This window comes from Stenotrophomonas sp. 22DLJC03 (genome assembly GCF_056861405.1).
The window spans coordinates 747,675-765,349 of the sequence record NZ_JBSPUG010000003.1; the positions used below are offsets into that span (position 1 = coordinate 747,675).

Consider the following 17,675-nt stretch of genomic DNA (forward strand, 5'->3'; position numbering starts at 1 on the left):
TGCCGGCCAGCGGCCGGCACTACCAAAAGAAAAACCCCGGCATTGCCGGGGTTTTTCTTTTTCACACCTGCCTTGGATCAGGCGGCGTTCTTCATCGTCGCCATGTCGATCACGAAGCGATAGCGCACATCGTTCTTCGCCATGCGCTCCCAGGCTTCATTGACGTTCTTGATGTCGATCATCTCGACATCGCTGACGATGCCGTGCTCGGCACAGAAGTCCATCATTTCCTGGGTCTCGGCCATGCCGCCGATCGCAGAACCGGTCAGGTGCTTGCGGCCGAAGATCACGCTGCCACCGGTCAGCGGCGGGTCCAGTTCGGTCAGCACGCCGACCAGGCACATGGTGGCCTCGCGCTTGAGCAGACCCATGTACGGGTTGGTGTCATGGCCGACCGGGATGGTGTTGAGCAGGAAGTCGAAGCTGCCCGCATGTGCCTTCATCTGTGCGGCATCGCGCGAGACCAGCACTTCGTCGGCGCCCAGGCGCTTGGCATCGGCACCCTTTTCCGGCGTGGTGGTGATCATCACCACGTGCGCGCCGAGCGCCTTGGCGAACTTCACGCCCATGTGGCCGAGGCCACCGAGGCCGATCACGCCCACCTTCTGGCCTGGCCCCACCTTCCAGTGGCGCAGTGGCGACCAGGTGGTGATGCCGGCGCACAGCAGCGGCGCGGCCGCCTTCAGGTCCAGCGTTTCGGAGACCTTCACCACGAAGCGCTGTTCGACCACCACGTGGTCGGAATAGCCGCCGTAGGTGGGCGCGCCGCTTTCGCGTTCACGGCCGTTGTAGGTCCAGGTCGCGCCTTCGGCGCAGTACTGCTCCAGATCGTGCTCGCAGGCATCGCAGTGGCGGCAGGAATCGACCATGCAGCCCACGCCGGCATGGTCGCCGACCTTGAAGCGGGTGACGTTGCTGCCGACCTCGGTCACGCGGCCGATGATCTCGTGGCCCGGCACCATCGGGTAGATCGAACCACCCCAGTCGTCGCGGGCCTGGTGCAGGTCGGAGTGGCAGATGCCGCTGTAGAGGATCTCGATACGCACATCGTCCGGGCCGACCGCGCGGCGTTCGAACTCGTACGGGATCAGTGGGTCGGTATGTGAATGGGCGGCGTAACCACGGGCGAGGGACATTGGGAATCCTTGGCAGGGTTTGTCGAAAGGCGTTTTACAATACGCCCCGTACTCAGCGGCAAGAAGCACGGATATCGGCATGATTCATCAAGTAGGACTGCACAATCATGGCCACTGACAATCTCACGCACCTGGCCGCGTTCGCGGCCGTGGCCCGCCACCGCAGCTTCCGCCGTGCCGGCGCCGAACTGGCGCTGTCGACCTCGGCGGTGAGCTATGCGATCCGCGCGCTGGAAGAACGGTTGGGGGTGGGCCTGTTCCATCGCACCACCCGCAGCGTGGCCCTGACCGAGGCCGGGCAGCGCCTGCTGGAGCGCCTGCAGCCGGCCTTGGGGCAGGTGCACGATGCGTTGGAGGAGATGAATCAGTTCCGTGCTGTCCCGGCTGGCCTGCTGCGCATCAACGCCACCCGCGCGGCGGTGTCGACCCAGCTGGGGCCGCGGTTGGCGCGCTTCCTGCGCGCCCATCCCGACGTGCGGGTGGAGCTGACCGAGAACGACGGCCTGGTCGACATCGTGGCCGAGGGCTACGACGCCGGCGTGCGCCTGCACGAGTTCGTGCCCGAGGACATGGTGGCAGTGCCTATGGGGCCACCGCTGCGCGGGCTGATTGTCGGCTCGCCGGACTATCTGCGGCGTCACCCCGCGCCACAGCATCCGCGCGATCTCGCTGCACACGAATGCATCCGCTTCCGCTTCGCCAGCGGGCATCTGTACAAGTGGCAGTTCGAGCGCGGTGGGCAGGCGCTGGAGATCGACGTGCCCGGACGGCTGACGCTGGGCGAGCAGGGCACCGTGGTCGGCGCGGTGCTCGATGGAATCGGCCTGGCTTACGTGCTGGAAGACACCGCGCGGCCCTACATCGAATCGGGCCAGATGGTGGCGGTGCTGGAAGACTGGAGCGAGCCGTTCGCCGGCTTCGCGCTGTACTACCCGAAGCAGCGGCAGATGCCCGGTGCACTGCGTGCGTTCGTGGATATGCTGCGCGAGTGAGTGCTGGTCTGCTCCAGTAGATCCACGCCATGCGTGGATGGCGCCACGCTACGGCGCCTGCAACACCGGCGCCAACAACGCCATGCACTCGCGCAGATGCACCTCTACCGGCGCATCCTCGGCCACCACACCGATCACGCGTTCGCGTAGTGGCTCGGCCACGGCCATCGCCAGGATCAGCCGTGCCATGCACGCGGCATCTCCCTCGCGCAGCAGCCCACGCTGCTGCTGCCGTGCCAGCCAGTCGGCCAACAGCGCCCGGCAGCGCTCGATGCCGTTGTCCAGGTAGGCCTGCAGCAGCGCTTCCTTGCCGGGAAAGTCCGTCGCCAGCAGGCGGAACACCTGCACCGCCTGCGGCGAAAGCGCCTGTGCACACACTGCCTGCAGGATGACCTGCAGCAGCGGCAGTACCTCGTCACTGTCGCGCGCATCGCGCTGCAGCTGCGGCGCGAAGCCGTCGGTCCACTCGCGCACCGCCAACCCGACCAGTTCCTCGCGGTTGCTGGCGTGGCGGTACACGGTCTTCTTCGCCACCCCGGCATGCGCCGCCACCGCTTCGATGGTGGTGGCCTCGTAACCCTGTGCCAGCAACAGCTCCAGCGTGGCCTGCAGCACGGCGTGGCGGACTTCGGCTTCCGGCCGCGCAGGACGGCCGCGGCGGCGGGTCGGCGTTGAGGGCTCGGGCAGGGTGGTGCTGTTCATTGCGCCCATCTTACCTCATCCGGGCAATTGCGAAACGACGAACGTTTCCGTATTGTCGGGCATCCGAACCCCGTAGGAGACCTTCATGGATACCGCTGTGAACGCACGCGCCTGGCTGGATCACCACGATCTGCTCGACCCGGCACCGATGCATCTGGAAACCGGGATCCAGCGCCGGGAAGATGGCACCTTGCTGGTGGCGGTGCGCACTGACCTGCACGGTTGCAAGGGCCGCATGCTGGACTGGTGGTTCACCTTCTTCGAGACCACCCAGCACATCCGCTGGTGGCATCCAGTCGATCATGTCGAACATCGCGGCTGGGATGAGGCCTGGCAGCGCGGACGCAGCTATCACGGCGCCAGCATCCATGCCGTGGAATCGCTCGCCGACATCCCGCCGGTGGCGGCGCGTTTGAAGTTCCATGACCCGAGCACGCTGCTCGCACCCGAGCACCTGCGGGCGGCGCAGGAAGCAGGAGATGTGTCGGCGGTGATCGCCGCGCGCATCGGTTTTGGTGATCACGTGCGTCTGGATGCGCACGGTGATCCCTGCGACGGGCAGATGTTGCATGTGGCACGCGATACACCGTTCGGCTGCGTGCTGCGTAGCCGTTTCGTGCTCGGCCTGGACAGCACCGATCCGCAACGCGATGCCAGCGATGCGGTAGGCCTGGGCCTGCTCAAGCACTGCTACACGGAGTTCAGTTTTCTTTCCCGCCTGCTGCCGTCGCTGTACTACGGCGAGCGTGCCAACGGCGAGGCAGTGCCGTTGCCGTGGTGAACCACGCGCTGGTCATTCGAGCAACGCGTCGTAGCCTTCGCCACTGAACTGGATCAGGCAGAAACCGTGGCCGAAAGGATCGGCCAGCACGGCGATGCGACCCCAGCGATGTTCGCGCAGCGGCTGCTCGAGTGTTGCCCCGGCCGCAACCGCACGTGCCAACGCCGCTTCGATTTCATTCACCACCCAGTCCAGGTGCAGCGGCGTCCAATGGCGCTCGTAATCGCGCACGTCGCCGTCCTCGGTGGCGGCGCTGCCGGCCTCGTTCTGCAGCAGGTACAGCGGCGTTGGTCCGCCGAGCAGTTCCACGGCGCCCGGGCCGAGGCGGCGGCCGATCTGCAGGCCGAAGGCTTCGGTGTAGAAGGCCTCAGCCACCGCAAGATCGGGAACGTCGAGATTGACGATGAATGATGCGGTGGGCGTATCCATGGGCGCATCCAGTGAATCCGGGCGGGCAGTGTACGCCCGCTGTGCGATGCGGCGCACCGGCGCTGTGCGGGTGCGGCCGCATCCACGCATGGCGGGGATCTACTGTGCGCGCGGGTAATCGAGATAGCCAGCTTCGCCGCCGCCGTAATAGGTGCCGCGATCGGGTATGGCGAGTGCAACATCGCGTTGCAGGCGCTCGACCAGATCTGGATTGGCGATGAACGGCTGGCCGAACGCGGCCAGGTCGATGGTGCCGGCCTCGACCAGTTGCAGGGCGCGCTCGCGGGTCATGCCACCGGCCAGGATCACGGTGCCACCGTAGGCCTGCTTGAACTGCTGCAGGAACGCTTCGCCCAGCACCGACTGCCCTGCCTGCAGGTTGTCGTTGAGATGCACATAGGCCAGCCCGCGCTTGCCCAGTTCCTCGGCCAGATACAGATAGGTGGCCTCGTTGTCGGGGTAGTACGGCATGTCGAAGGTGAGGTTGTTCGGCGCCAGGCGCACGCCGATGCGGTGGGCGCCGATGCGCTGGGCCATCGCGTCGACGGTCTCCAGGATCAATCGCGTGCGGTTGGGCAGCGAGCCGCCGTAGCGGTCCTCGCGTTCGTTGATGAGCGGGTTGAGGAACTGTTCGAACAGGTAGCCGTTGGCCGCATGCAGCTCGATGCCATCGAAGCCGGCGGCGATGGCGTTGTCGGCGCCCCGTGCGAAGTCGGCAATGATGCCCGGGATCTCTTCAGTGGCCAGTGCACGTGCCGGAGTGGGATCAGCATGGCCTCGGCTGCCATCGTCCAGATACACGAATGAGGTGTTCTTCGGCGCGCTGGCCACCGTGCGCGTACCCGCACTTACCGGTTGGCCGCCATTGGGCTGCAGCGAGGAATGCGACATGCGGCCCACATGCCAGAGCTGGGCGAAGATCGTGCCTTGGGCGGCATGCACCGCCTCGGTGACCAGCTTCCAGCCGGCCACCTGTTCGGCTGACCAGATGCCCGGCACGTCGATGTAGCCCTGGCCTTGCGGCGAGACCGGCGTGCCTTCGCTGATGATCAGGCCGGCGCTGGCGCGCTGCCGGTAGTACTGCGCGGTGAGCGCGTTGGCGATCGAGCCGGGATTGCGGGCGCGGGTCATCGGCGCCATCGCGATGCGGTTGCGCAGGGCGGCTCCAGCGAGGTCGTAGGGGTGGAAGAGGGCGGCGGTCATGTCGGTCATCTCGGTGCGGGGGAGAGGCGCCACAGGCGCGATGCACACAGGATGGAGTTGACATGCGGGCGCATAAAGCGCTTCGATCTCCCTTGGTGCGGGACTATTTGTCCCCAATGGGGGTGTAAGAGATGCTGCCGCTGGAATCCTTGAATGGCTTGGTGACGTTCGTCACTACCGCACGCTCGGGCAGCTTCACCGAGGCCGCCGATGCATTGGGCATCTCGCGCTCGGCCGTGGGCAAGGCCATCGCCCGGCTGGAAACACGGTTGGGGGTGCGCCTGTTCCACCGCACTACGCGGCGCATCGCACTGACCACCGATGGCGAGGCGTACTACGCGTCGTGTGCGGCGGCGCTGGAAGAGATCTCCGCGGCCGAGGCCTGCCTGGGTTCGGCCGGCCTGCCCAGCGGGCGGCTGCGCATCGACATGCCGTCCTCGTTCGGGCGGCTGGTGGTGCTGCCGGTGCTGCTGCGGTTGTGCCGGCAGTACCCGGACCTGCAGTTGACGTTGACCTTCACCGATCACTTTGTAGATCCGGTCGAAGAGGGCATCGACCTGCTGATCCGGTTTGGTGGGCTGCACCATGCCGAGCATCTGGTCGCGCGCCGGCTGGGTCGCCAGCGCCTGGTCACGTGTGCATCGCCGGCGTACCTGCAGGCACATGGCGTGCCGCGCACGGTGGAGGAACTGGCGCAGCACCGCAGCATCGTCGGCTTCCGCCATGGCCAGCCGGTCTGGTGGCGGATCGGCAGCGAGGAGGACGAGGGAACGTTCATCCCCAGTGCGCCGTATCAACTCAATGACGGCGACGCGGTGATCGAAGCGGCCATCGCCGGGCTCGGTATCTGCCAGATGCCTGTTTCACTGGTGCGTCGCCACCTGGAATCCGGTGCACTGCAATCGGTGCTGGACGAGCACATGCAGCGGTACATCGACATCCATGCGCTGTGGCCACCGACGCGCCACCTGCGGCCCAAGGTGCGCTACGTGGTGGATGAACTGACCCGGTTGGCGGGTGAGGGATTGTTCGATTGAGCGGGGCCCGGAAACCGGGCCCCGCCTGTGGAACCGCTGCGCCTGGCCTACTTGAAGTTGTAGCGCAGGCTGGCCATGTAGCGACGGCCCAGTGAATCCAGCACATACGGGAACGGCCCGATGTCGTCGCCTACGTTGATCACCGACAACGTCACGCGAGCGGCATCGGTGATGCGGTAGGTGACGTTGGCGTCCCAGGTGGTCCAGCTGTCTCGATAGAAGTACTGACGACTTTCCGGGGTATCGGTCATGGTGTACTGGGCGCGGCTGGTGTAATTGGAGGCCACGCCGTAGTTCCAGTTGCCGATGCGGTGCTGTGCGGTCCAGCGGAACTGGCGCTTGGGCTCGTTGAAGCTGCCCGCCTGTTCGACGAACGGCACGTCCCGGTTCGCGGCCTGGCCACGGTTCTTCGGCATGTAGCCGTAGAAGTCCAGGTCCAGCACGCCGAAGCGCGACAGGTCCCAACGGTAGCCGACCTCGGCGGTCCAGCCACGGAACATCAGCACCGGGCCGTTGCCATACTCGGTCTTGATGCTGGTAGCCACGCCGGTGTTCGGATCACGCGTCACCAGGCCGCAGAAGCGGTTGGCATTGGGCACGTTGGCGGCATTGAAGTCGGCGTTGTCGAAGCAACCGGTGATGATGTCGTTGGCGCTCAGCGAGGTGATCACGTTGTTGATCTTGATGTCATACCAGTCGGCGGCGACGCGCAGGCCCGGGATCCATTCCGGCGCGAACACGATGCCGGCCGTCCACGACTTCGCCGTTTCGTTCTGCAGGCGGGTGCTGCCATTGGTCGAGCCCAGCGTATTGGTCGGTTGCTGGCGGAAGGTATTCGGATCGGCGCCCGGGTAAGCGGCGAAGAATGCCTGGCAGTTGCGGCGACGCACCGCCGGATTGGAGCCGCCGCTGATATTGTCCAGCGAGCACACTTCCGGGATGTTGTAGTAGGCCGGCTGCTGGGTGGTGTAGAGCTCGGCGATGGAGGGCGCGCGCAGTGACTGGGTCTTGTTGCCGCGCAGCTGCAGGCCTGCGATCGGTTCGTACTGGATGCCGTAGGTGAACGCATTGAACGCGCCGGCGACGGAATTGTCGACGCGGCGGAACTTGGCGGTCAGGTCCAGGCGATGCAGGCCCGGGAGTTCCCAGTCGGGATTGAACAGTGGCGCCAGCACTTCGGCGAACACTTCGTTGGTGTGGTACTTGCCCTCGGCCGCCTGGGTCGGCACCGAACGGCCCTGGCCCAGGCGCTGGTACTCGCTGGGGGTGAAGGAGCCTTCTTCGCGGCGGTGTTCGAAGCCGGCCGCCGCGGACAGCTCGCCGCCGGGAAGATCGAACAGGCCGCCGGATACCGATGCATTGATGACGGTCTGGCGGGTCTGCGCCTTGGCCACGGTCCGGGTGGAGACATAGTCCAAGGCTTCGCGTGATGCCTGGTTTTCGCCGAACAGGTTCAGCGGGCGGCAGTTCGCATCGGCCGTAGTGCCCGGGCTCGTGGCATCGCAGATGATGCGGCCGCTGGCATCGGTGGTCACGTTGATCGCATTGATGAAGTTCTGCTGGATCAGGCCGGTGCCGAGGTAGTCGAAGTCACCACGGCCGTGGGTGACGCTGGCTTCCCAGTTGAAGTTGCGTTTCCCAACCTCGAACGCACCACTCAGGCCAAGCACCGCACGGGTCAGGCGGGTTTCGGTGCTGGCGTTGTTCATCGACAGGTCGCGCGAAGAACGCGACAGGCGGAACGAGGTGATGCCGTTGTCGGCGAGGATCTTGCGGGTTTCCGCACTGAGGAACGGATTGCTGGCACTGAAGGTCAGCGCGCCGCTGGCGGTACCGCCACCGTCCAGGCGCGCATTGCCGAAGGACACCGCGTTGTAGACGTTCTGGTCCAGGGTTTCGCGGGCGGTCGCTTCGTATCGTGAAAGCTCGAAGAAGCCGCGCACGTTGTCGGTGAAGTCGAAGCTGCCGGTGGAGAACACCGAGCGTCGTTCGAGGTCGGCGATCAACGGCACCGTCTCGAACAGGTTCAGGCCGTCACCGCCGGAGGCATTGCCGCCCGCGTAGCTGGTGCCGGGGTTGAACTCGACCAGCTTGCCCTCGTTGTTGAACTGCCACAGTTTGTCTTTGTTCGGGCCGAAGCCAAGGATGTCACCCAGGCCGTTGCGCGTGTAGCTGCCGGTGGCCGGCATCACCAGGCCACCGAAGGTCATGCTGGCAATGCGCCGGTTGCGGATCCAGACCTGGTCGGGGATGCCATCGCGGGGCCCGGTGTTGAACGGAATGCTGCCGTCGATGCGGCCATCATTGGTCGGACGGCGCAGGGGCTGGGAAGTGGCATTGGCCACCGTGGGATTGGCCTGCAGGCTGTAGCCCTGGCGGTAGAAATCACGTTGCAGCGCGTTCACACCGTCGGCGTTGTCCAGCTCGGCGGCCACCACGATGTGGCCGCGCCCATCAGCGAAGTCGGTACCGAAGATGGCCGACCAGGAGTAGCGCTCGTTGTCGTTCTTGCTGGTTCTACCGTAGCCCAGCTCGACTTCGGCGCCATCGAACTTGTCGCGCAGGATGATGTTGTTGACGCCGGAGATCGCATCCGAGCCATAGGTGGGGGCACCGCCCACGCTCAGGCTTTCAATGCGTCGCACCATGACGCTGGGGATGGCGTTCATGTCGACCTGGATGCCAGAGCCGCCGCCGGCACCAAAGATGGTGGGCGGGGTGGAGGTCACGAAGCGGCGCCCGTTGACCAGGGTCAGCAGGCGATTACTGCCCAGGCCGAATTTGCTGGCGAAGTTGACGCCGGCACCGAAGCCGGCCTGGTCGCCCCGCGAACTGACGCCCGCGCTGACGCCGGGAATCCGGGTTACCGCATCGATGAGGTTGGTATCGCCATAGTTCTCGATCGATTCGCGGCTGACTACCGCGGCCGGTTCCAGCGTGTCGAAGCCTGCGCGGTAGATGCGAGAACCGGTGACCGTGATCCGGTCCAGTTGTACGGGGGTCTTGGTGCTGCTGGCGGGCTCGGCCTTCTCTTCCTGCGTGGCGGCCTGCTGTGCCATGGCCGGTGCGGCGGCCACCAGCACCAATGCCGAACCCAGCGCGACAGACAAGCGACTGCGGGCGAACAACGGTCGGTACATGATTTCTCCCTGGTCACGCCAATGTGACTCAGGGATAAACGCAGAGGCGAACACGGCACCCTACGTCATGAAAAAGTAACAATTGAATCTATTTATTATTCATTCATATTTACGGGCTGATCTATCCCTGGAGCATGCTCCGCCAGCACGATATGGCCTCATTCGCTCGCCTGTGTATACTATCCCCCAGTATAGTTCCGAGAGAGTTCGCCATGCCGCACTCCCCCGAAGAGAAGAAGAAGGTCCTGGCCCGCGTGCGCCGCATCCGCGGCCAGTGCGATGCGCTGGACCGCGCACTGGAAGCCGGCGCCGATTGCGGGCCGGTGCTGCAGCAGATCGCCGCCATCCGTGGTGCGGTCAACGGCCTGATGTCCGAGGTGATGGAGGCCCATCTGCGCGAGGAGTTCGGCCAGCCCGCGGCCTCCGATGAACAACGCGCCGAACGCGTGCGCGACATGAGCGCATTGATCCGCTCGTACCTGAAATAAGCGATGGCGCATCACCGCGCCGCTCATTCCGTTTTCCTTATGTCTGGAGAGTCCACCATGAAGTCCCGTGCCGCCGTCGCCTTTGGTCCCGGCCAGCCGCTGCAGATCGTCGAGATCGACGTCGCCCCGCCGAAGGCAGGCGAAGTGCTGGTCAGGATCACCCACACCGGTGTCTGCCACACCGATGCGTTCACCCTGTCCGGCGATGATCCGGAAGGCCTGTTCCCGGTGGTGCTGGGCCATGAAGGCGCCGGCATCGTGGTGGAAGTGGGCGAGGGCGTGACCAGCGTCAAGCCCGGCGACCACGTGATTCCGCTGTATACCGCCGAGTGCGGCGAGTGCCTGTTCTGCAAGAGCGGCAAGACCAACCTGTGCGTGTCGGTGCGTGCCACCCAGGGCAAGGGCGTGATGCCGGACGGCACCAGCCGCTTCAGCTACAACGGCGAGCCGATCTACCACTACATGGGCTGCTCGACCTTCAGCGAATACACCGTCGTTGCCGAGGTGTCGCTGGCGAAGATCAACCCGGAAGCGAACCCGGAGCATGTCTGCCTGCTCGGCTGTGGCGTCACCACCGGCATCGGCGCGGTGCACAACACCGCCAAGGTGCAGGAAGGCGACAGCGTGGCGGTGTTCGGCCTCGGTGGCATCGGCCTTGCAGTGATCCAGGGCGCGCGCCAGGCCAAGGCCGGCCGCATCATCGCGGTGGACACCAACCCGTCCAAGTTCGAGCTGGCCCGCGAATTCGGTGCCACCGACTGCATCAACCCGAAAGACTTCGACAAGCCGATCCAGCAGGTCATCGTTGAAATGACCACCTGGGGCGTGGACCACAGCTTCGAGTGCATCGGCAACGTCAACGTGATGCGCGCGGCGCTGGAATGCGCGCATCGTGGCTGGGGCCAGAGCGTGGTGATCGGTGTGGCCGGTTCGGGCCAGGAGATCTCCACCCGTCCGTTCCAGCTGGTGACCGGCCGCAAGTGGATGGGTACTGCTTTCGGTGGTGTGAAGGGCCGCAGCCAGCTGCCGGGCATGGTGGAAGACGCGATGAAGGGAGATATCGAACTGGCCCCGTTCGTCACCCATACCATGGACCTGGACAAGATCAACGAAGCCTTCGACCTGATGCATGAAGGCAAGTCGATCCGTTCGGTGGTCCACTACTGAGCCGCGTCATGGGCTGGCTGGATGCCCTGCACCGGCCGCGTGCGGAAGACCCGCGCGCGGCCCTGGTGGCCCCGATCGAGCAGGCGTTGCGTGCGCTGGGCTGGGTAGTGGGGGAGGTGGGGCCACCGCGTGTGGTGACCTCGGCCTTCGGCAGCGACGATGGCATGCCGTTCGAGCAGTGGCTTGCGCAGGTATTCCTGCCGCGCCTTCATGAGGCGCGCGCGGCCGGGCAGTGGCCGCCGCGCAGCGATGTGGCCGCGGCTGCCTATCGCAATCTTGATGGCCAGCCTGGCGTCGAATCGTTGCTGCGCCTGCTGGCGCAGCTGGATGAACTGATCAACAAAGGCATCCACGCCGCGCGTGGATAAGCCGACCAAGGTCGGCATCTACCAGAAGCACGCGTGCGCTCACGCGCCGCGCAGGAGAGCACCATGGAACGCATTGAACACCGCGCCTGTTTCGGCGGCTGGCAGGACGTCTACCGCCATCATTCGGCCACGCTGGGCTGCGACATGCAGTTCGCCGTGTACCTGCCGCCGCAGGCGGAGACTCGCAAGCTGCCGGTGCTGTACTGGCTGAGCGGGCTGACCTGCACCGAGCAGAATTTCATCACCAAAGCCGGTGCGCAGCGCTATGCGGCCGAGCACGGCGTGATCATCGTCGCGCCTGATACCAGCCCGCGCGGCGATGACGTGGCCGACGCCGAAGGCTATGACATCGGCAAGGGGGCGGGGTTCTACCTCAACGCCAGCCGTGCGCCGTGGGCGAAGCACTACCGCATGCACGACTACGTGGCACAGGAGCTGCCGACGCTGATCGAAGCCAACGTCGCGGTGACCGATGCACGTGCGATCAGTGGCCATTCGATGGGCGGCCACGGTGCGCTGGTGATCGCGCTGCGCAACCCGGGGCGCTACCGCAGCGTGTCGGCGTTCTCGCCGATCGTCGCGCCCAGCCGCGTGCCGTGGGGGCAGAAGGCGTTCCATGCCTACCTGGGGGACAACCCGGCCGACTGGGCGCAGTGGGATGCCTGCGAGCTGATCGCAGTGGCCAGCGAGCGCCTGCCGCTGCTGGTCGACCAGGGTGAGGCGGACGAATTCCTTCAGACCCAGCTGCAACCGCAGCGCCTGCAGCAGGCCTGTGATGCCGCCGGCCATCCGCTGACCCTGCGCCTGCAGCCGGGCTACGACCACAGCTACTACTTCATCGCCAGTTTCATCGGCGAGCACATCGCCCACCACGCCCGCGCCCTGCACGGCTGACGGCTTTCCGGTAGTGCCGGGCGCTGGCCGGCAACCTGCAGCCCTGTGATTCCCTGGGACTGCCGGCCAGCGGCCGGCACTACCATGGCGGTGCACGTGGAGTGTCGTCTTGCCGCAGTGGATCACGCCGCTGTGGCGCGGGCAGGACTATCGTGCGTCCATACGGCCTTGCGGATCGGGGGATGCATGCCGGTAGTGCTGGCGCTGCTGTATGTGCTGTGCCATGGCCTGGTGCTGGCCCTGTGGCCGGAAGGGGCGGGTGCCGGCTCGTTCGTGTTCCTGACCGGCGCGCCCCTGTTGGCGGCTGCCGCCTGCCTGTGGCGGGCCCGTCGCGACCGCGCAGCACTGGGCTGGCGTGCAACCGCACTGGCGCTGCTGCTGTGGGCCGGTGGCATGGCCATCAACATGTTCGACGCACTGGGTGCTGGCCGTGCCGACATCACCCCGCAGGCCAGCCTGTTCCTGTACGTGCTGTATGGCGTGCCGATGGTGTTCATCCTGGCCCGTGCACGACGCGAGCGGCTGAGCATCAGCCTGATCGATGCAGCGATGGCGGCACTGCTGGGCGTAATGTTCTTCGTACATACGCAGTCGTTCGCCGACCGGGTCGAGATCGATCCTTTGGCGCTGGTCAGCATGCAGCGCATGTTCGATATCCAGAACCTGTGCATCGCCGGCTTCGCGGTGGTGCGCTGGCTGGCCGGCGACGTGCCCGAGCGGCGCAGCTTCTTCCGCGCGCTGGCGTTGTATGCGCTGGCCTACCTGCTGGTGGCCTATTACATCAACCATTACACCTCGGAAGATTCCTTCGGTGCCTACAACGACCTGCTGATCGACCTGCCGTTCCTGCTGCTGGCGTTGCTGGCGCTGAGCCGGGCACCGCTGCCGGGCGCCGTGCCTCACCCGCGGCTGGCGCGCACGGTGCAGGCGGCTGGCCCGATGATCCTGCCGCTGCTGCTGCTGGTGGTCGGCACGCTGGTGGTCGATCACGCGCGGCCGTTGGCGGTCAGCGGGTTCGTGGTGGCGACGCTGGGCTTCGGCCTGCGCAGCATCCTGCTGCAGACCGACCTGATGGAGCGGCAGGCGGGCCTGGACCAGCTGGCGCGGCAGGACGGCCTCACCGGCGTGGCCAACCGCCGCGAGTTCGATGCACTGCTGCTGGCCGAGTGGAACCGTGCGCGGCGTAGTGGCAGCGAGCTGGGCCTGCTGCTGGTGGACATCGATCACTTCAAGGCGTTCAACGACCAGCACGGCCATCCCGCCGGGGATCGCTGCCTGCAGGCCGTGGCCGCGGTGTTGAAGGCCATTGCCGGTCGCGGCGGCGACAGTGTTGCCCGTTATGGCGGTGAAGAGTTCGCGGTGATCGTGCCGGCAAGCCCGCTGTCCGGTGTGCTGGCACTGGCCGAACGCCTGCGCGAGGCGGTGGAAGTGCTTCCGTTGCCGGAGGGACGGGTCAGCATCAGCGTTGGTGTGGGCTACCTGCATCCGCCGGCGCTGGCCAGCGCTGATCAGCTGCTGGCCGATGCTGACGCCGGCCTGTATGCCGCCAAGCGTGCCGGCCGCAACCGGGTGGTCCTGCATGCGCATGTGCTTGATGACGAAGGCAGCGCACATGGCACGATCGACTGCTGAATGCCGTGGATCCGCATCCCTGCGCTGGGTCAGCGTTGCCGCTGCCAGCCGGCCGGGTCGAGCAGCCTCAGCCCGACCGGTGACAACGAGCGTTGCCGCAACGGCAGGTTTGCCGTCTGCACGGCCAGCGCACAGCGCGCCAGTTGCTGGCGCAACGGTGCCAGCGTGTCATCTTCGCGCGGGCGTGCATGCCGCCACCGGGCGATGCGCAGCAGGCAGACCAGCAGGTCCAGTTCGCTGGCCGCGATGAACGGTGAGCCGGCGGGCAACAGGTCGATCGGGGCGGTGGGCGTGGCCAGCAGCGGCAGCAGGCCGACGAACGCGTCGCAGCCTTCGGGATCAATACCGAGGCTGCTCAGCTGGGCGAGTCCATCGGCCTGTTGATCAGGATCGTGCAGCTGGCGTATCGCCGCCAGCAGTGCCTGTTCGCCACGGCCGAACTGGCGGCCGAAGGCGCGGTAGTTGACGCGGGTGGGAAACAACGGGGAACGGGAGGCCATGGTTGCTAGGGCTGTGGGTCGCGGGTTTCCACCAGCACGGGACAGGGCGCGTGGTCGATGGTCCATTGTCCGATCGAGGGTTCGAACAGGCGTTCCAGGCGGGACAGATGGCGGTGGCCGATCACGATCAGGTCGCATTGCAGGCGCCGGGCCTGGTCGCTGATCACTTCGCCGGGGTCACCTGAAGGAATCTGGGCGATGGCATCGACGCCGCGTTCGCGCAGCTCGGCCAGTGCCTCGGCAAGTATCGCTTCGGCCCGCGAGCGCTGGCGCGCGGCTTCGGGGTACTCGACGCGGTCGGCGTCGCTGGCGTCGGCGGCCAGCGCGTACTCGGGGTCGAGCACGCACAGCAGGTGCAGGCGGCTGCGGGGGCCGGCAATGGCGGCGGCCAGGTCCAGCACGCGTGCGTGCTGGGGGCCACCGTCGAGGGCGACCAGCAGGGTAGTGAACATGGATGTCTCCTTTGCAGGCCAGGGATGGTCGCCGATGTCACCGCGCGCACCCATGCCGTGCGCGGCAGTCAATGAATGCGTCAAACGCACTTCATTCCAGTGGCGAGTGTCGTAGAGTCATCTGGTTTACTGGAGACTGTCATGCCCCTGCCGGACCTGAACCTGTTGTTGGCACTGGACGTGCTGATCGACGAATGCAGCGTGGCCGCCGCCGCGCGGCGGATGAACCTGAGCGCGCCGGCGATGAGCCGTACCCTGGGCCGGATCCGGACCGCGCTTGGCGACCCGGTATTGGTGCGCGCCGGCCGTGGGCTGGCTCCCACCCCGCGCGCACTGGAACTGCGCGAGCAGGTCCGTGATGTCATCGAGCAGGCGCACCGCGTGTTCAATGCCGGCCGTGAAGTGGACATGGCAACCCTGGAGCGGACCTTCAGCGTGCGCGCCAACGACGTGTTCATCGGCAGCTATGGAGGGCGGCTGCGCGAGGTGTTCCGCCAGCAGGCACCGGGCTGCATGCTGCGCTTCGTACCCGAGGGCGATACCGATGACGATGCGATGGTGCAGGGGCGGATCGACCTGTACATCAGCACCGCCGGCAAGCACAGCCCGGAAACCAAGGTGCAGCACCTGTTCACCACCTCGCTGCTGGGTGCGGCGCGCGCCGACCATCCCTTGTTCGATGGCGATATCAGTGCCGAACGTTTCGCCGCCTGCGACCACATCGCGGTGTCCCGGCGCGGCTTGGCGCACGGACCGATCGACGAGGAACTGGCAGCGCTGGGCCTGCAGCGGCGGGTGGCGGTGGTGATTCCCACCTTCCATGGCGCGATCTTCGCCGCTGCCGATTCGGATCTTGTGCTGCCGCAGATGCCGAGCGTGATGCTCGATCGCATCGCCCATATGGGCCTGCCGCTGCGCATGTTCCCGCTGCCAGTACCGGTGCGCACCGTGGCGCTGGTGCAGGCCTGGCACCCGCGGATGGACAACGATCCCGCCCACCAGTGGCTGCGGCGGGCGATCAAGAGCATGTGCGATTCGGTCGAGGCGGCTCGCCACTGATCGGCGGAAGGCGTGCGCCGGACGCACGCCTGGGATGCCGGTCACGCCATTTTTCGCAAGGTAACGGCTCCCTAGACTGCGCTCCCCGGAGTTTCACTGAGCGCATTCCAATGACCCCCAACATGCCGTGTACTGCACGGATCGGTGCCCGGCGATGAGTACGCCGGCCGCTGCTGTTCCGGCCGCCGCAGCGCCCCGTCCCGCCGCCGCCCCCGGGCTCGACCGCCGCGTCCTGGTCGGCTTGTGTGGCGTGCTGCTGGCGGTGCTGGTGTCGGGCTTCAACGAGAACATCACCAAGGTCGCCCTGGCCGACATCCGCGGTGCGATGGGTTTCAGCGTCGATGACGGCAGCTGGATTGTTGCCCTGTACAGCGCGATGTCGGTCAGCGCGATGGCCTTCGCTCCGTGGTGCGCCGCCACCTTCTCGCTGCGCCGTTTCGCGCTGGCGATGATCGGTGGCTTCATGGTGCTGGGTGTGCTGTGCCCGCTTGCCCCGAACCTGCAGATTTTCCTGCTGCTGCGCGCGCTGCAGGGTCTGTGCGGTGGCGCGCTGCCGCCGCTGCTGATGAGCGTGGCGCTGCGCTTCCTGCCGCCGGGCATCAAGCTGTATGGCCTGGCCGGCTATGCGCTGACGGCGACGTTCGGCCCGAGCATGGGCACGCCGCTGGCCGCGTTCTGGGTCGAGCAGGTGGGCTGGCACTGGGCGTTCTGGCAGATCGTGCCGTACTGCCTGGCCGCCATGGCGATGGTCAGCTGGGGCCTGCCACAGGACCCGCTGCGGCTGGAGCGCTTCGCCCAGTTCGACGGCGTGGGCCTGGCGCTGGGCCTGCCGGCGCTGGTGCTGCTGGTGCTGGGCCTGGTGCAGGGCCCGCGCCTGAACTGGTTCGACTCGCCGATGATCACCCTGATGATCGGTGGCGGTGCCAGCTTGATGGTGCTGTTCATGATCAATGAATGGTTCCATCCGCTGCCATTCTTCAAGCTGCAGCTGCTGGCCAACCGCAACCTCAGCTACTCGCTGGTGACGCTGGGTGGCGTGCTGTTCGTGCTGCTGGCGGTAATCTCGATCCCGTCCGGCTTCCTGGCCAGCGTGCAGGGCTACCGGCCGTTGCAGACCGCGCCGATGCTGCTGTGGGTGGCGTTGCCACAGGCGATCGCGCTGCCGCTGGTGGCGGCGTTGTTGAACGTTCGCGCGGTGGATTGCCGCTGGGTGCAGGCCACGGGCCTGGCGATGCTGGCGCTGGCGTGCTGGTTGGGCTCGCATCTGGATGTGGCCTGGATCCGCGACAACTTCCTGTGGGTGCAGCTGCTGCAGGTATTTGCCCAGCCGATGGCGGTACTGCCGCTGCTGATGCTGGCGACCAACGGCCTGCCACCGCAGGACGGCCCGTTTGCCTCGGCGTGGTTCAACACGGTCAAGGGCTTCGCTGCAGTGCTCGCCAGCGGCGTGCTTGATGCCGTCGCCCAGGGCCGCCGTCATTTCCATTCCACCGTGCTGGTCGACCGCCTTGGCGAGCAACCGTGGCTGGCCGAGGGCCCGCAGCTGGACGCGCGCCTGCATGCACAGGTACAGGCGCTGACCTCGGCCGACCTGTACTGGGTGGTCGCGCTGGTCGCGCTGGCCTTCATTCCCCTCATTGCCTGGATGCCCACCCGCATCCATCCGCCACGTGCCGTGGCCTGAACCTTTCGCAG

The 17,675-nt window shown here is 66.4% G+C and carries 17 protein-coding genes; 10 read left to right on the plus strand and 7 right to left on the minus strand.

Going from position 1 to position 17,675, the window contains the following annotated elements:
- Positions 1-77 precede the first annotated feature (77 nt).
- Positions 78-1,136 (minus strand): NAD(P)-dependent alcohol dehydrogenase, encoded by a 1,059-nt coding sequence (locus AC13GA_RS14120; RefSeq protein ID WP_032129891.1) that lies wholly within the window; start codon positions 1,134-1,136, stop codon positions 78-80.
- 107 nt (positions 1,137-1,243) lie between these two features.
- Here AC13GA_RS14120 and AC13GA_RS14125 point away from each other — a divergent pair, with 107 nt between their 5' ends.
- Complete coding sequence (locus AC13GA_RS14125; protein ID WP_428710409.1) at positions 1,244-2,128, plus strand: LysR family transcriptional regulator; 885 nt, start codon at positions 1,244-1,246, stop codon at positions 2,126-2,128.
- A 48-nt stretch (positions 2,129-2,176) separates the two neighbouring features.
- Here AC13GA_RS14125 and AC13GA_RS14130 read toward each other — a convergent pair whose 3' ends face one another.
- Complete coding sequence (locus AC13GA_RS14130) at positions 2,177-2,839, minus strand: TetR/AcrR family transcriptional regulator (RefSeq protein ID WP_046982990.1); 663 nt, start codon at positions 2,837-2,839, stop codon at positions 2,177-2,179.
- 76 nt (positions 2,840-2,915) lie between these two features.
- Between AC13GA_RS14130 and AC13GA_RS14135 the strand changes: the two genes are divergently transcribed.
- A complete protein-coding gene (locus AC13GA_RS14135) occupies positions 2,916-3,611 on the plus strand; it encodes a DAPG hydrolase family protein (protein WP_136639620.1) in 696 nt (231 codons plus the stop codon).
- Between the two features lie 12 nt (positions 3,612-3,623).
- Here AC13GA_RS14135 and AC13GA_RS14140 read toward each other — a convergent pair whose 3' ends face one another.
- Positions 3,624-4,040 carry a VOC family protein gene (locus AC13GA_RS14140; protein ID WP_482998384.1) on the minus strand — a complete coding sequence of 139 codons (417 nt, stop codon included), beginning with the start codon at positions 4,038-4,040 and terminating at the stop codon, positions 3,624-3,626.
- Positions 4,041-4,139: 99 nt separating this feature from the next.
- On the minus strand, positions 4,140-5,243 hold the full coding sequence (locus AC13GA_RS14145) for an alkene reductase (RefSeq protein ID WP_426355170.1): 1,104 nt from the start codon (positions 5,241-5,243) through the stop codon (positions 4,140-4,142).
- A gap of 131 nt (positions 5,244-5,374) precedes the next feature.
- Between AC13GA_RS14145 and AC13GA_RS14150 the strand changes: the two genes are divergently transcribed.
- Positions 5,375-6,280, plus strand: a complete 906-nt coding sequence (locus AC13GA_RS14150) for a LysR family transcriptional regulator (protein WP_482998385.1) — start codon at positions 5,375-5,377, stop codon at positions 6,278-6,280.
- A gap of 47 nt (positions 6,281-6,327) precedes the next feature.
- Here the strand turns inward: AC13GA_RS14150 and AC13GA_RS14155 are convergent, their stop codons facing one another.
- Positions 6,328-9,420: a TonB-dependent receptor domain-containing protein gene (locus AC13GA_RS14155; RefSeq protein ID WP_482998386.1), complete on the minus strand. Its 3,093-nt coding sequence runs from the start codon at positions 9,418-9,420 to the stop codon at positions 6,328-6,330.
- Positions 9,421-9,632: 212 nt separating this feature from the next.
- On the opposite strand from AC13GA_RS14155, the gene frmR reads away from it, so the two are divergent.
- The 5 genes from frmR to AC13GA_RS14180 all read left to right on the plus strand — a co-directional run bounded on the left by frmR (position 9,633) and on the right by AC13GA_RS14180 (position 13,969).
- Positions 9,633-9,908, plus strand: a complete 276-nt coding sequence (gene frmR / locus AC13GA_RS14160) for a formaldehyde-responsive transcriptional repressor FrmR (protein WP_005411009.1) — start codon at positions 9,633-9,635, stop codon at positions 9,906-9,908.
- Between the two features lie 57 nt (positions 9,909-9,965).
- Entirely contained in the window at positions 9,966-11,075 is a 1,110-nt protein-coding gene (locus AC13GA_RS14165; RefSeq protein ID WP_480982185.1) for an S-(hydroxymethyl)glutathione dehydrogenase/class III alcohol dehydrogenase, read from the plus strand.
- An 8-nt stretch (positions 11,076-11,083) separates the two neighbouring features.
- Positions 11,084-11,443, plus strand: coding sequence for a YqcC family protein (locus AC13GA_RS14170; protein WP_428710271.1), 360 nt, complete (start codon positions 11,084-11,086; stop codon positions 11,441-11,443).
- A 63-nt stretch (positions 11,444-11,506) separates the two neighbouring features.
- Positions 11,507-12,337 carry an S-formylglutathione hydrolase gene (gene fghA / locus AC13GA_RS14175; protein ID WP_482998387.1) on the plus strand — a complete coding sequence of 277 codons (831 nt, stop codon included), beginning with the start codon at positions 11,507-11,509 and terminating at the stop codon, positions 12,335-12,337.
- Between the two features lie 186 nt (positions 12,338-12,523).
- Positions 12,524-13,969: a GGDEF domain-containing protein gene (locus tag AC13GA_RS14180; protein ID WP_447782553.1), complete on the plus strand. Its 1,446-nt coding sequence runs from the start codon at positions 12,524-12,526 to the stop codon at positions 13,967-13,969.
- A gap of 29 nt (positions 13,970-13,998) precedes the next feature.
- Here the strand turns inward: AC13GA_RS14180 and AC13GA_RS14185 are convergent, their stop codons facing one another.
- On the minus strand, positions 13,999-14,469 hold the full coding sequence (locus AC13GA_RS14185; RefSeq protein ID WP_482998388.1) for a hypothetical protein: 471 nt from the start codon (positions 14,467-14,469) through the stop codon (positions 13,999-14,001).
- 5 nt (positions 14,470-14,474) lie between these two features.
- The gene (locus AC13GA_RS14190; protein WP_478474047.1) at positions 14,475-14,921 is read right to left on the minus strand and encodes a universal stress protein; all 447 of its coding nucleotides are present in this window, start codon (positions 14,919-14,921) and stop codon (positions 14,475-14,477) included.
- A gap of 141 nt (positions 14,922-15,062) precedes the next feature.
- Between AC13GA_RS14190 and AC13GA_RS14195 the strand changes: the two genes are divergently transcribed.
- Both AC13GA_RS14195 and AC13GA_RS14200 read left to right on the plus strand, forming a co-directional pair.
- Positions 15,063-15,980: a LysR family transcriptional regulator gene (locus AC13GA_RS14195; RefSeq protein WP_012512076.1), complete on the plus strand. Its 918-nt coding sequence runs from the start codon at positions 15,063-15,065 to the stop codon at positions 15,978-15,980.
- A 154-nt stretch (positions 15,981-16,134) separates the two neighbouring features.
- A complete protein-coding gene (locus AC13GA_RS14200) occupies positions 16,135-17,664 on the plus strand; it encodes an MFS transporter (RefSeq protein ID WP_482998389.1) in 1,530 nt (509 codons plus the stop codon).
- Positions 17,665-17,675: the final 11 nt, after the last annotated feature.